The organism is Parvibaculum indicum (assembly GCF_011762095.1).
Lineage (GTDB): Bacteria > Pseudomonadota > Alphaproteobacteria > Parvibaculales > Parvibaculaceae > Parvibaculum > Parvibaculum indicum.
In genome coordinates this window covers 21241-35782 of sequence record NZ_JAASQO010000018.1, presented here as the reverse complement: position 1 = coordinate 35782, position 14542 = coordinate 21241, and the positions used below count along the sequence as shown (strand labels likewise).

10 protein-coding genes are annotated in these 14542 nt (G+C 62.6%); 1 reads left to right on the top strand and 9 read right to left on the bottom strand.

The genetic code is table 11. The features are described 5' to 3' along the window. The first annotated feature begins 461 nt into the window (after nucleotides 1-461). The gene (locus FHS78_RS17335) at nucleotides 462-677 is read left to right on the top strand and encodes a hypothetical protein (RefSeq protein WP_167095637.1); all 216 of its coding nucleotides are present in this window, start codon (nucleotides 462-464) and stop codon (nucleotides 675-677) included. A gap of 247 nt (nucleotides 678-924) precedes the next feature. Here the strand turns inward: FHS78_RS17335 and FHS78_RS17330 are convergent, their stop codons facing one another. The 9 genes from FHS78_RS17330 to FHS78_RS17290 form a co-directional block, all read right to left on the bottom strand. Then, complete coding sequence (locus FHS78_RS17330; RefSeq protein WP_167095636.1) at nucleotides 925-2457, bottom strand: thymidine phosphorylase family protein; 1533 nt, start codon at nucleotides 2455-2457, stop codon at nucleotides 925-927. Next, nucleotides 2454-3812 carry an MBL fold metallo-hydrolase RNA specificity domain-containing protein gene (locus FHS78_RS17325; protein ID WP_019400684.1) on the bottom strand — a complete coding sequence of 453 codons (1359 nt, stop codon included), beginning with the start codon at nucleotides 3810-3812 and terminating at the stop codon, nucleotides 2454-2456. The genes FHS78_RS17330 and FHS78_RS17325 overlap by 4 nt, the downstream gene beginning before the upstream one ends. 55 nt (nucleotides 3813-3867) lie before the next feature. After that, nucleotides 3868-4866 (bottom strand): ribose-phosphate pyrophosphokinase, encoded by a 999-nt coding sequence (locus tag FHS78_RS17320; protein ID WP_019400685.1) that lies wholly within the window; start codon nucleotides 4864-4866, stop codon nucleotides 3868-3870. Nucleotides 4867-4991: 125 nt separating this feature from the next. Beyond that, on the bottom strand, nucleotides 4992-6302 hold the full coding sequence (locus FHS78_RS17315; RefSeq protein WP_167095661.1) for a glucoamylase family protein: 1311 nt from the start codon (nucleotides 6300-6302) through the stop codon (nucleotides 4992-4994). Nucleotides 6303-6410: 108 nt separating this feature from the next. Next, complete coding sequence (locus FHS78_RS17310; RefSeq protein ID WP_035521314.1) at nucleotides 6411-7196, bottom strand: hypothetical protein; 786 nt, start codon at nucleotides 7194-7196, stop codon at nucleotides 6411-6413. A 32-nt stretch (nucleotides 7197-7228) separates the two neighbouring features. Beyond that, nucleotides 7229-9613, bottom strand: coding sequence for a phosphoketolase family protein (locus FHS78_RS17305; RefSeq protein ID WP_167095635.1), 2385 nt, complete (start codon nucleotides 9611-9613; stop codon nucleotides 7229-7231). Between the two features lie 4 nt (nucleotides 9614-9617). After that, complete coding sequence (locus tag FHS78_RS17300) at nucleotides 9618-10841, bottom strand: acetate/propionate family kinase (RefSeq protein ID WP_167095634.1); 1224 nt, start codon at nucleotides 10839-10841, stop codon at nucleotides 9618-9620. Between the two features lie 64 nt (nucleotides 10842-10905). Further along, the gene (locus FHS78_RS17295; protein ID WP_167095633.1) at nucleotides 10906-12237 is read right to left on the bottom strand and encodes an APC family permease; all 1332 of its coding nucleotides are present in this window, start codon (nucleotides 12235-12237) and stop codon (nucleotides 10906-10908) included. A 23-nt stretch (nucleotides 12238-12260) separates the two neighbouring features. Further along, on the bottom strand, nucleotides 12261-14540 hold the full coding sequence (locus tag FHS78_RS17290; protein WP_167095632.1) for a heavy metal translocating P-type ATPase: 2280 nt from the start codon (nucleotides 14538-14540) through the stop codon (nucleotides 12261-12263). Nucleotides 14541-14542 lie beyond the last annotated feature (2 nt).

The window sequence follows — 14542 nt, the reverse complement described above, 5'->3', positions numbered from 1 at the left end:
GAGCGCCGGATTTCTTCCAAGTTTCAAAGGGGCTTGCTGAAGCCATCCGAACCTCGGAGACTGGCGTAGCGCAGACTTTCGGTCTCTGACGGGCTTTCGTCTCTAACCGAGCGAACCTCGTCTCGTTTGGTTCGGCTTCGCGAAAGGCAATGTTTTCGGCAAGTTCTGCTCGTTCCTCTGGCGCACCTTCTGCGACCCTTCTTCCGGCTGGCGTCACAATCCAGAGAACGCGAGGTAGGCGTTTCATGGCGGACGTACGGGCGGTTGTTCTGGACGCCTTCGGCTGCCAGCGCTTTCGCCAGCGTCGTCGCGGAGCCGGTGGCGACGAACCGTTCGAAGATCATCCTGACCGTCGCGGCCTCGTCTTCATTGACTACAGCTTGCGGTCGCGCACGTCGTAGCCCAGCGGTACGTAGCCGCCCATCCACATGCCGCGCTTGCGGGACGCCGCGACCCCGTAGATGCGGGCTGTCCTGCGCTTCGGCGCCATCGCACATGCTGTGTTGCTGTTCCTGCTCGCACGGCGGCGCTCCGGCGAGCGTGCGGGACGGCTGGCGGAACGCCTCGAAACTTTGGAGAAGGCCAATGACGTCCAACGCCAGATGCTCGACGCGGCGGCTCGCCGACCTCGCGATCGCAACGATCTCGCTGACCGGCTGCGCAACGGCCGCTTCTGACCCTCGCGTCGCCACCGTCTGCCCACCGGTGGTCGAGTATGGCCGCGAGTTCCAGGCGCGCTCAGCCGACGAACTCGATCTGCTGCTGGACGGGTCTCGGCCATTGCCGAGATGCTGAGCGACTACGCGGTGATCAGGGAGCAGGCGCGGGCCTGCTCGCACAGCAGCTAAATATGTTCAGTTGCCATTCCCCAAGGCGATCAGTAGCATCGCAGAGCGTTCAGCCATCCAAGCTCGACAGCGACCATCAAGACGAAAGCTCAACTTCGATGATGTCCGGACTTCTTCGCGCATACTCCAACGCATAGGCGAGTTCGCCCGCGGATTCCGCGTGGATGTCAAGCAGTGCCTCGGCCTTGTCGATCTCCTGACCGAGACTCACATTCAAGTAGACGCCCGCTGCCTTGGCTTCCGGCGCGCCAGCGAGCTTGGCGAGCCTTGCCAGCTTGCGATTGTTGATATGAACAATGCGACCTGCACGCGGTGCGATCAGTGGATGAATGTGGGACGCCCGCGGCGGCGTGCGCATGCCTCCTTGCGCCGCGCAAATGGCCTGGAACTTCCGCCAGGCTCGCCCGTCCGCAAGGGTCGCAAGCGCAGCGGCTGCTCCTTCCCCCTTGGCGGCCTTCCCACCAATCTCCAGGGCGGCGCCAGCCAGTGCCGCCGCGCGTCTGCGCAGATCATCCGGTGCATCCGGTGCACTACGGAGAACCGCGAGGACATCGAGCGCTTCCAGAGCCGGGCCTATTCCGCGACCGACCGGTTGCGATCCGTCGGTCAAGAGGCAAGTGGCCGAGAGTCCGAAACGCGCAGCGACGGCGCTGATCCGTTCCGCGAGGTGACGCGCCGACGCCTCGCCGCGGACCTTCGCGGTAGCTCCGACCGGGATATCGATCACGACGTGCGTCGAGCCGGCCGCGATCTTCTTAGACAGGACCGAAGCGATGAGCTGTCCCTCGGTATCGACATCGAGCTCGCGCTCTATGCGGACGAAAATATCGTCGGCCGGACTGAGATGCATCGCCCCGCCCCAGGCAATGCAGCCGCCCTCGGCCTCCACGACGCGTCGGAGCGTCGCGATATCAAGGTCAACCGGTGCAAGCGTCTCCATGGTATCCGCAGTTCCTGCCGGCGATGTGATTGCGCGCGACGAGGTCTTGGGAATCACGAGTCCGCAGGCTGCAACGATCGCGACGACGATCGGGGTGGTGCGGTTGCCCGGCAGTCCGCCAATGCAATGCTTGTCGAGCACGATCGGGGAATCCCAGTGCAAGCGCTCGCCGACATCGACCATGGCTCCCGTCAGATCGATGGTCTCCTGCTCGTCCAGAGGAAGGGCGGCGCTCGCCGTCAGGAAGGCCGCCAGATGCACATCTGTGTAGCGTCGTGCGGCGACGTCCCTGACGATCGACCCTACGGCGTGCGCGTCGAGGCGATTCCCATAGATCCGACGGCGGACACTGGCGAGGGATTCGAGCGTCGGTGCATGCGTGACGGTGACCGCGGCATCCTCGTCGAGGCTCAGGATCTTCCATGTGGTTTCGGTGAGCGCAATCTGATCGATGGCGAGCAGATCGTCCCCCTCGATCTGGAACAGGGTTGCCTGCACCTCCCGGCCACCGCTCGACACCAGGACCTGCGATCGGGAAGCCAGACCCTCCGAGCGGCAGACATGGCAGTCGGTCCGCATGATGACCACCGCCTGGTGCTGTGTGTGCAGGCGAAGGCGTGTTGCGCGCAGCTTCGGTGTGGCGGGGAGTTCGGCGTCACCCTGGCTCATAGGTCGAACGCCTGATCCTGGCGGGGAACGGTGGCCTTCCACTCCAGCTCCCTGCCGATGCGGACGCGCAGGGCTTCCGAAGCTTCGGGCTCCCCATGGACGATGAAGGTGCGGGCAGGCGCATGACGAAAGCCGGAGAGCCAGCGCATCAGCTCATCGGAATCTGCGTGCGCCGAAAGTGCAGGAAGGTCGGCAATCTCTGCCTGGACCGGTATCCACTGTCCGTGGATCTTGATCTCACGGGCGCCCTGCAACATGGCTCGTCCGCGGGTTCCGGCCGCCTGAAAGCCAGAGAACAGAATGGTGTTCTTCTGATCGGGTGCAAAGGCTTTGAGATGGTGGAGAACGCGGCCACCGGTCGCCATGCCACTGGCAGAGATCACCACCTTGGGATAGGTACTGGCGGTAATCGCCTTGGATGCCTCGACGTCCCTGGTGTAGGTGGCGATGGCGCAGACTGCGTCGCAAACCTCAGGCGAGAGCCGGTGATCCGCGCGATGCGTGTGAAGCAGGTCGGTCGCGCTGATCGACATCGGACTGTCGAGGAAAATCGGGATGGATGCCAGACGACCAGCCTGCTTTAATTGCCAGAGGTGATAGAGCAGCGACTGCGCCCGGCCAACGGCGAATGCCGGAATCACCACGGTCCCGCCGCGCTGAACCGTGCGGTCGATGACGGAACCCAGCATCTCGGTCGGATCGCCCTTTTGATGGGTTCGGTTGCCGTAAGTCGATTCAACGACAATATAATCTGCCTCCGGAACCAAGACCGGATCGGGCATGACCGGATCGTCATAACGCCCCAGGTCCCCGGAAAACACGATCCGCTTGCCGCCCCATTCGATATCTGCGGTGGCGGCACCCATGATGTGGCCTGCATGCCTGAACCTCAGAGTCGCACCGCCGGGCAATTGCATGGGCTCGTCGAACCGAACTGACGAGAAGCGTTCGAGGGCGCGTTCCGCGTCGCGAACCCCGTAGAGCGGTAGGGCCGGCTTATGCTTCGAGAACCCCTTGCGGTTTGCGTATTCGGCATCCTTCTCCTGGAGAAACCCGCTGTCCCTCAGGATCAGCTTCGCAACGTCGTGCGTCGCGTCGGTTGCGAAGATCTTGCCCTGGAAGCCATCCCTTACGAGCTTGGGCAAATAGCCAGAATGATCGAGATGGGCGTGGGTGAGAACCACTGCATCGATGCTCGAAGGGGCGATCGGCAGTGACTCCCAATTCAACTCACGCAGGTTCTTAAGGCCCTGGAACAATCCGCAGTCGACGAGGATCCGCTTGCCGTCATGGTCAAGAAGATGTTTCGAACCGGTGACAGTGCCCGCACCGCCGAGTGATGTGAATTTGAGCATGACTTCCTCCTGGTCGAATTCATGTGCTTAGTCGCCACCTGAAAGGGTTCGCCGCTCAGTCGACGCCACCTGTCCAAGGCGGAGCATCGCTGGCGGGAAACGAATCCAGGCCCGCCTGTTCAACTTCGTCATAAGGTTCGGGCGGACGGCGGTGCCGCTTTATGTCGACCGGAGTCTTGTTGGCGGACGCGATCATGGCTGCGATCAGCGGCGCAAGCCCGATGGCGTTGCTCTCATGTGGAATGGAGTCGCTGGAAACTATTCTGTCGGTGAGGAGCCTCAGGCGCTCATAGGATCCTTCGGCGAATACGCCATGGACAACTGCGCAGACAGGTCGCCGGAAGCCCTGGAGCGGCAGCTTCTTTGCCGCATCGATGAGCGTTTGCCCGGACGAGGCTATGTCATCGACGATGACCGGACAGTGGGCCTTCCATTCCGAAAGGTCGGGCAATTCGACATCGACGTTGCGGTCGCCATGCCGGATCTTGCGCAGGACGGTATACGGAGCGCCGATGCGCTCGGCGATTGCCGACACCCACTGTTCGCTCTCCTCATCCGGGCCGACGATCAGCGGTTTGTCGACCTCTGCGGCGATCCAATCTGCCAGCAGAGGTGCCGCGTGCAGCGTATCGGTCGGGATCGTGTAGAGCGCGGAAAGCGCAGGATATCGGTGTAGGTGGGGGTCGACTGTCACCAGGCGGTCGAAGGTCGAAGATAGGAGCCGCGCGAATGTCTTCGAAGTTATGGCCTCGCCCGGTTGGAAGCGTCGGTCTTGTCGCATGTAGGAAAGGTAGGGCGCGATCAGCGTCACCTCGCTCGCGCCAAGCGAGCGGGCGGCGTCCGCGGCGAATGCGAGGCTGAGGAAGCCATCGGCCGGCCGTGCAAGCGTGCAGACCAAATCCACCGGCCGATCGGCGACATCCGAAAGAATGCGGACATAGCTCTCGCCATCGGGGAAACGCCGGGTTTCGATGTGCCCAAGCTCCCATCCTCCGGCTTCAGCAAGATGACGGGCAAAAGTTTCGTTGCCGGGCAAAGGCAGGATCAGCCGCATGTCAATGTACTCTTTCAGTTTCTACCGGTGGCCTCAGTGCCGCCCGTAGAAGAGCGCAGCTCACCCATTCCCACGCTCCATCGGCGGTCTATCTCGTCTTCGACAATCGCAATCCTCCACCGCCGTCACAGCCAACCGCCGGTGAATCCCGCGCGACGGAAACCTGTAACTATGTAAGGGCTGGCTCGCATCAGCCGCCACAGTAATTCCGATCGGTAATTCTCACACATCAGCACCACGGGACCGAGGTTGATCCCGAAGTGATAGGGCGACGTCCAGCCACCGTGGACATCTTCTTCGTTCTGAAAGCTCAGGTTGAAGCTACACCGAAAGCAGTACTTTCCGGTCACCTGCGGATACACGTCCTGAAAATGCGCAATCGCCGGCAACACGATTTCCGGTGCGAACGGCAACGCCGCCAGCACGGCCCACGGCGCGACCGTTCCGTCGTCAGGGCCGTACGGCGCCCCACGGGCGGCATAGTCGAAGAAAGCGCGCTCGATGCCATTGACGCGCCGCGTCGTCCGACCGGGCCCGTCACTCGCGGTCAGGCCCCAGAAATTCTCTCCGTAGCCCGCAAATCCGAGCGGATTGCGGATCGCGTATTCCCGCTGGACGTAGGTGGCGCGGCGGCTGTTCTCGAAATAGTCGATGCCTTTGTCTCGCGTGAATGCATCCTGGATTCCGCGGAAGTCTATCCAGATGTGCGAGTACTGGTGGATGAAGAGCGGTCCGCCATAAATGAATTCGTAGCCGTAGATTTCCTTCCATTGGTAGGTCGAGGTCCACGCTATGTAGCCCTCTGCAGCCAGCGGATGGGTTGGTGAGCCCAATGCGAGTACATACAGAAGAGAGGCCTCATCATAGCCTTCCCAGCGGTAAGGCAGAAATCCGCCCTCAGGCGTCCACCCGTGGGTGATCGTCTCGCCGCCGTTGCAGGCCCATTGCCAGTCCGCCCGGCGGTAAAGCGCGTCGGCGAGCGACCGTATCTCCTGCTCGTCTTCACTGTTCCGATCAAAATACGCAGCGGCGGCGAGCATGCCGGCCAGCAGGAATCCGGTATCGACGGTGGACAGCTCGCAAATGCCCGCGCGCCGCCCGGTCGTCATGTCGAGAAAGTGATAGAAGAAGCCCTTGTGCCCGGTCGTGTCAGGGTCCGTGCCCTGCGGGGCGTTGCTGAAGAACCGCAATGCCGCCAGAGTCCGGTCGATTGCACTTATGCGTGAGATCCATGCGCGCTCGACACCGACGGGGTAGGCCGCCAGGGCGAAACCCACGGCTGCGATGCTCGCGGGCGCGCCCGGCTGCGATTTGTCGGCTACGAGGCCATTGGCGAGATTGGTTTCGTTCAGGAAGTAATCGAAGGCATGCCGCTGTAACGCATCCAGCCTCGTTTCTCCGGAGTGGGGCCGTTTCACATGCGATTGCCGCTGCATCATAAGGCCCGCCTGTTCTTCTTGGGATCGCTGGTCGGCGCATCGATCGTCGCGTTTCTCATACTTTCATCTCCGCAGAGCGATTTCTGGATCTTTCACGCTCCGGCCTCATTTGCCGTCTTCATTGTTGTTTTCGCTGGTCTGGCGGGGTGCCCGCGCCGCCCAGCACATGTCGCAGACCGGATCCCCGGCCGAGAGTGTTTGCCGCCGGATATAGTGTCCCCGATGTCCGTCGGCGGCGATCAGATCGGCGCCAGGCCAGTCATATTTGCACCAGCTGTTTGCGAAGCCGGCCAGTGCTTCAGGATCGCCCGTCTCGTCGGCAATGCGCCGGGCAAAGCTTTGCGGGGGACAGTGCGTGAAGTGCGTGTGGATGTCCTCGCCTTTTCGAAAGACTTCGGCGGCGTAGCCGGGGGCACCCACGGGCCGGAAGGGGAAAACGAGCAGCCCGCGGATGCTCCAGCGCAATCGCTTTCCCGGGTCGCGGGTGACGAGGCGAGCGGGCAGGGACGAGAGGGCAAGCTGCCTGCGATAGACGGACCAACCGATGTCCGCCAAGGCGTCCCGCGCGCTTTGGGGATCAAGATCTCGGTCACGCAGCGTCCGGTCGGCCGCAACGGTATAGATCGCAAGCTCGACCATGAGGCGACTGCCGAAATTTGGCAATGCGTCAAGCTGCGCCACCGGGCGCAGGAGCGCCGTCCTCGTTGAGACCTGGCTCAGGAACAAATCGATGTCGTTCTGCAACCAGCGAATTTCACCGCCCGTCTTGTTCCTCAGGCTTCTGTCGATGAGAACGCGCTCAGCTGCGTTGCAGATAAAGCGCCACAGGATCCAGCGCATGATGCGCCAGTGAAAGCCGCTTTTCTCGATTGCATCGTCGTGCTCGCTCATGGCTTGCTCATTTCCCCGGTAGGGCGGTTTGCTCATGCTTTTCTGGAAGTATTGGAATGCCCTCCATTTGCGGCCCATTGCCAGTTTCGGATTTCTGGCATGTCCTCGCCGTGCTGTCGGATGTAGGATCCGTGAGCGGAGAGTTTGGCGCCGATGAATTGAGCGAAGGCTGCCGCTTCCGGACCCAATCGCGGCACCCGCTCAACAACGGCTTTAGCCAGATGGAACCGATCAAGCTCGTTGAGCACGACCATGTCGAATGGTGTCGTCGTCGTTCCCTCTTCCTTGAACCCGTGAACGTGCAGATTGTGATGGTTGGCTCGACGATAGGTCAGCTTGTGAATCAGCAGGGGATACCCGTGATAGGCAAAGATGATGGGTTTGTCCCTGGTGAACAGCGCATCGAAGTCCTCGTCGCTTAGGCCGTGCGGATGCTGGTTCTGTGACTGCAAAGTCATCAGGTCGACCACGTTGATGACCCGGATCCTGAGCACTGGGAAATGCTGACGCAAGATTTCGACCGCAGCCAGTGTTTCAATAGTTGGCACGTCGCCTGCGCAGGCCATCACCACGTCCGGCTCGCCACCTTCGTCGGTGCTGGCCCATTCCCAGATGCCCAGTCCGGTGGTGCAGTGCCGGATGGCGGCATCCATATCGAGCCACTGCGGCGACGGTTGCTTGCCGGCAACAATGACGTTCACGTAATTTCGGCTGCGCAGGCAATGATCGGTAACGGAGAGCAGGGTATTGGCGTCGGGCGGCAAATAGACGCGGATGACCTCCGCCTTCTTGCTCATGACGTGATCTATGAAGCCAGGATCCTGATGGCTGAAACCATTGTGATCCTGCCGCCACACGTGTGACGAAAGCAGGTAGTTCAGAGAAGCAACCGGCCGCCGCCATGGAATGCGGTTCGCAACGTCGAGCCACTTGGCATGTTGGTTGAACATCGAATCGATGATGTGGATGAAGGCTTCGTAGCAGGAGAAAAAGCCATGTCTGCCCGTGAGCAGATATCCTTCGAGCCATCCTTCGCACTGGTGCTCGCTCAAGACCTCCATCACCCGGCCGTCCGGCGCAACATGGTCGTCGCCGGGAACTATTTCCGCGGTCGAACAACGGTTGGTCACCTCGAATACCGCACCCCAGCGGTTCGACGCCGTTTCGTCCGGACTGAAAACGCGGAAGGTTTCGGGGTTCAGTTTGATCACGTCGCGGATCAGTTCGCCTTGGACGCGCGTAGCTTCCGCACTCACGCTACCGGGTTTCGGAATCTTCACCGCGTAGTCTCGGAAATCCGGAAGGTGCAAGTCGCGCAATAGCAGGCCGCCATTGGCATGCGGATTGGCGCCCATCCGCCGCGGGCCGCACGGGGCCAGTTCAGCGAGTTCGGGCCGTAGCCTGCCGGTCTCGTCGAACAGTTCTCGCGGGCGATAGCTCTCCAGCCACTCTTCCAGAACCTTTACGTGCCCGGGATGGCTCATGTCGCCCATGGGCACCTGGTGCGAGCGATAGGTTCCCTCCGTCGGTTTGCCGTCGACCTCCTTCGGGCCAGTCCAACCTTTCGGTGACCGCAAAATGATCATCGGCCAGAGCGGACGCTTCTTGAATCCGTTGGCGCGGGCATCTTGCTGGATGTGGCGGATGCTTTCGACCACGGTATCGAGCGTCTCAGCCATGAGCTGATGCATCTCCATCGGATCGTCGCCCTCGACGAAGTGAGGCGTGTAGCCGTAGCCGCGAAACAGCGATTCGAGCTCGTCACGGGGAATGCGGGCAAGCACGGTGGGGCCTGCTATCTTGTAGCCGTTCAGATGCAGGATCGGCAGGACCGCGCCGTCGTGCACCGGATTGAGAAATTTGTTCGAGTGCCAGCTGGTGGCGAGTGCGGCAGTTTCCGCCTCGCCATCGCCCACGACACAAGCCACGAGCAGATCGGGATTGTCGAAGGCGGCGCCGTAGGCATGCGACAGGCAATAGCCGAGTTCACCGCCTTCATTGATGGAGCCTGGCGTCTCCGCCGCAACGTGACTCGGTATGCCGCCGGGAAAGGAAAACTGCGTGAACAGCTTCTTCATCCCCGCTTCGTCCTGCGAGATGTCCGGGTAGAGTTCGCTATAGGTTCCCTCGAGATAGGTGTTGGCCACCAGGCCAGGGCCTCCGTGCCCGGGGCCGGTGACATACATCATGTTCAGGTCATGCTCGTTGATAATGCGGTTCAAATGGACATAGATGAAGTTCAACCCCGGGGTGGTGCCCCAATGACCGAGCAGTCGCGGCTTCACGTGCTCGATCTTCAAGGGTGTCCTGAGCAACGGGTTGTCGAACAGATAGATCTGGCCAACCGAGAGATAGTTGGCCGCTCGCCAGTAGGCGTCCATCTTCTGGATGAGGTCGGTCGAAAGCGGCTTGTTCATTGGCTTACTCCTCCGGATGAGCGTGCTGGCCAGTTTCGGCGCCGGCAAGCATTCCGAAAACCGCTTCTGCAATGATTGCATCTTCGTCGGTGCGAATGACGCGCACCTCGACGCGCCCCCGATCGGCCGAGACGACTGGCTTGCCGGCAGCGTTCCGGCTCTCGTCAATTTGGACGTCGAGAAAGCCGAGGCCCTCGCAGATGCGCGCACGGATCGCGGGGGCGTTCTCGCCGATGCCACCCGCGAAGACGAGCGTGTCCAGTCCGCCAAGCGCGGCGGCAAAGGCACCGATCCACTTCCTCACCTGGTAGCAAAACAACTCGACTGCTTCGGCAGCCCGAACATCGCTCGCCTCGCGACCCAACAGATCCCGCAGGTCGGAGCTCGTTTCCGAAACGCCCAGCAACCCCGATTCCTGGTTCACCATCTGGTGAAACTGCTGCGCGGTCATTTGCTCGGTTTGCGCAAGGTACCAGCCCAGCCCGGGATCCAGATCGCCGGAGCGAGTGCTCATCGGCAAGCCCGCCGCGGGCGTAAAGCCCATGCTGGTATCAGCGCTCTTCCCGTCGCGGACCGCTGCGAGGCTCGACCCATTTCCGAGATGACACAGGATCACCCGCCCTTTCGCAGCCTCAGCGCCGGCCAGGCGCGCGAGCTCTTCAATGAGGAACTCGTAGGACAGGCCATGAAAGCCATAGCGCTCGACCCCCTTGGCCGCAAAACGCCGGGGAATTGCCAGAGTCTTGGCGACCCGAGGCATGTCCCGATGAAATGCCGTATCGAAACATGCCACCTGTGGCAGACCCGGTATCCGCTCGTCGACCAATTCAATCATGTTGATCTCGGAAGGCAGATGCTCCGGCGCATAGGCGCTGACACGGCGCAGTTCCCGAAGAACTTCCTGCGTGATCCGATGCGGTTCACGATACCTGGCGCCACCGTTTACGACGCGGTGGCCTACTGCCGCAATCGACGAAAGACCGATCTGCTCGGCAAGCCAGTCGAGCAGGAAATCTGTCGCCGAACGATGATCGAGCTCACCGATGCCGCGATTACCCTGCTGCTTCCGGGTGGGGTCATCGAAAGTGAAATGGGTTCCCTGCAGGCCGATGCGGTCGATCTTGCCGCGCAGGCCCTTCCGGGGCTGGTCGCCGTCCATCCTGTACAACGCGAACTTGATGCTCGATGAGCCCCCGTTGATCGTCAGGATGCACACTCCAGATGACATCAATCGAATTCCTCTTGCGCATGCAGCCCTGCGTAGGTCGTCCGCGCTGCTGAATGCACCAAAGTCATGATCCACCGGCCTTGTGGTCCGCGTGGGCATCGCCAGGCGTTGCGGTCCATTGACCGAGGTAAATCCACAGAAGGCCGAACACCGCGCCGATCGCGATGGCGGCGTAGAGGACGATTGCGGGATCGCTTTGCAGCTTCATCGTAGTGAAGGCCGCGAGCACCGCCGCGTCAAAGGCGATTGCGGCCAGCAGGACAGCGCCCACGGCACCGATCTCTTGCCGCCGGTAGCGGAACACGCCCCAGTGGATGGTCATGTCCATGATCAGATAGAAAAATGCGCCCAGCGACGCGATGCGGCCCAGATCGAAGAACACCGCCAGCGCCGAAGCGATGACGACGGTGTAGATCAGCGTGTGGCGCTGGATCGGGCCCGCCATGCCGAAATGGCGGTGTGGGATCAGCTTCATGTCGGTGAGCATCGCCAGCATCCGCGACACCGCGAAGACGCTGGCCAGCAGTCCCGAAGCGGTGGCCACCGCCGCGAGAAGCACGGTCAGCAGGAACCCTGCCTGGCCAAGGGCGGGCTCGGCGGCCTCGGCGAGCGAATAGTCGCGCGCGGCGATGATCCGGTCGATGGTGAGGCTCGATCCGACGCCGAAGGCTACGAGCAGATAGACGACGACGCAGAGCGCGATCGAGATCATGATGGCCCGGCCAACGTTGCGGTTCGGTTCGGTGATCTCGGCGCCGCTGTTGGTTATCGTGGTGAAGCCCTTGAAGGCAAGTATGGCCAGCGCCACCGAAGCGACGAAGCCGGTCGCGGTGAAGTCCCGGCCTGTCTCGGACGCTGCGGCGAAGGAAAATCCGCTCGCCCACAACGCCGCAATCCCGAAGAGCGCGATGCCGCCGATCTTGAGCGTCGCCATGACCAGCGAGAACAGCCCGACCGACCGGTTGCCGGCAATGTTGACGAGGAACGCGAACAGGATCACCGCAACGGCGAGGATCGGCACGAGCGGCCCGCCCGTTATCTCGAAAGGCCGCAGCACGTAAGTCGCGAAGGTGCGCGCCACCAGGCTTTCGGCGATCACCATGCTGAGCGCCATCAGCAGCGCCGCGCCGGCGGTGACCGCTCCGCGCCCGTAACACTTCTGCAGGATCATCGCGATTCCGCCCGAGGAAGGCCAGGCGTTCGACATCTTGATGTAGCTGTAGGCGCTGAGCGCGGTCACGATGGCTCCGGCGATGAAGGACAGCGGAAACCAGGGTCCCGCCAATTCGGCGATCTGACCGGTCAGGGCAAAAATGCCGGCGCCGATCATCACGCCCGTGCCCATCGCGACCGCACCGTGCAAGGTGATGCTGTTTGCCTTGTACTGCCCTTGCATTCGTGGCTGGCCCGTCGACGGAGTCATAGTTTTGCGCGCTTCAACAGTTGCGCGTTGATGGCCACAACCACCGTGCTCGCGGACATCAGGATCGCGCCCACTGCGGGTGTCAGCAGTATGCCCCAGGGTGCCAGAACGCCGGCGGCAAGGGGTATGGCGAAGATGTTGTAACCCGCCGCCCACCAGAGATTCTGGATCATCTTGCGGTACGTGGCGCGGCTCAGGGTGATGATGCGGGGGATATCGCGGGGATCGGACCGCACCAGCACGATATGCCCGGCCTCGACGGCAACATCCGCGCCCGCGCCGATCGCGATCCCGATATCGGCAGTGGCCAGGGCCGGGGCGTCGTTCACGCCGTCGCCGATCATCGCGACCTTCTTGCCCTGCGCCTGAAGCTCGCGGACCTTCGAGGCCTTGTCCTCGGGGAGCACTTCCGCAAACACGGTATCGATGCCCAGCTCCCTCGCGACGGCATCGGCCACGGCCTGCGCGTCGCCGGTCAGCATGGCAACCTCGATCCCCCGTTCATGCAGCGCCGTAATGGCTTCGCGGCTCTCCTCGCGGATCGCGTCCGCCACGGTGTAGACGGCCAGGGCCTTGCCTTCGCGGACGAGATAGATGGCAGCCCGTCCACTGTCGGCCGCCGCCTTGGCCGCCTCCAGCAGCGCCTGCGGTACCTGCACATTCTCGGCCTTGAGCAGAGCCGGGCCACCCATGTGGTATTCGGTGCCGGCGATCGTCGCCGCCACCCCCTTGCCGGTGATTGCGCGGAAGCCTTCGGCGACGGGCACGTCTATGCCCTTGTCCTGTGCGGTCTTCACGATGCCCCGGGCGATCGGGTGCTCGGATTCGGCTTCGATGCCGGATGCGATCCGAAGCGCCTCGTCCTCGGCCAGCCCATCCGCGACAGACATCGCCACGACCCGGAACTCGCCAAGCGTCAACGTGCCGGTCTTGTCGAAGATCACGGTGTCGAGGTTCCTCGCCTCCTCGAGTCCGCGCCGGTCGCGCACCAGAAGCCCGTTGCGGGCGCCCAGCGTCGTCGAGATGGCCACCACCAGCGGCACGGCCAACCCAAGCGCGTGCGGGCAGGCGATCACCAGCACCGTCACCATCCGCACCACGGAGAAGTCGATCGCTGCGCCGACAGACTGCCACACCACGATGGTGATGGCCGCGGCGGCGATCGCGACGAAGGTCAGAAGCCGGGCTGCGCGATCTGCAAGGTGCTGCGCTCTGGACTTGGACTTCTGGGCATCGGCCACGAGTCGCATGATGCCGGAAAGCTTGGTTTCCTCTCCGGTGCCGGTGACCTCGACGCGCAGAGACCCTTCTCCGTTGATCGTGGCGGCGATCACCTCGTCGCCTTCCCGCTTTTTCACCGGCCGGGACTCGCCGGTGATCATGGCCTCGTTGACGTCGCTCTCTCCCTTTCTCACGGTCCCGTCGGCGGGAATGCTCTCCCCCGGATGGACCAGAACGAGGTCTCCGTTCCGCAGCGCGCTGACGGCGACCTTCTCCTCGCCCCCGTCGGTGATCCGCGTCGCGGTATCCGGAAGGAGCTTCGCGAGTTCCTTCAATGCGCCTTCGGCCTGGTTGATGGACCGCATCTCGATCCAGTGGCCAAGCAGCATGATCGTGACCAGCGTCGCCAGTTCCCACCACAGGGCACTCGCCTCGATCAGCCCGAGCTGAACCACCCAGGAAAACAGGAAAGCGACGGAGATCGCGAGCGAGATGAGGGTCATCATCCCCGGCAGCCGGGACCGCAGTTCCCGCCAGGCCCCCTGCAGGAACACGAGACCGCCGTAGAGGAAGACGACCGTGGAGAGCACGGGGCCGATCCACTCCGATCCCGGAAACGCGGGGGCCCGGTAGCCGAGAAGGTCCTGGATGTGGGCCGACCAGATAACCACCGGAACCGTCAGGGCAAGCGAAAGCCAGAAGCGGTCCCGAAACATCGCGGGCGAGTGGCCCGCGTGCTTGTCATGGTCCTGGTGTCCTGAATGGCCCGATGCCGGTCCTGGACTCTCTGGTGATGCTCCGGCCGTCGCGTGGCTTTCGTGCCCCCTGCCGGTCGAAGCGGCAGGCGGCGCATCGACGCCGGGACCAGGCCGCCGAACCAGGGATTTGATGTCGGCGACCTTTATGCGGGTCTCGTCGTATTCGACCGTGGCGTTTTGCGACGCGTGATCCACGGAGACGCTTTCGACGCCCGGCACCTCGCCGATCCGCCGTCCCACTTCGTCCGGGCCCAAGGCTGTCAGCAAGTCGCCGACGTCGATTGCGATTGTTTTCATCG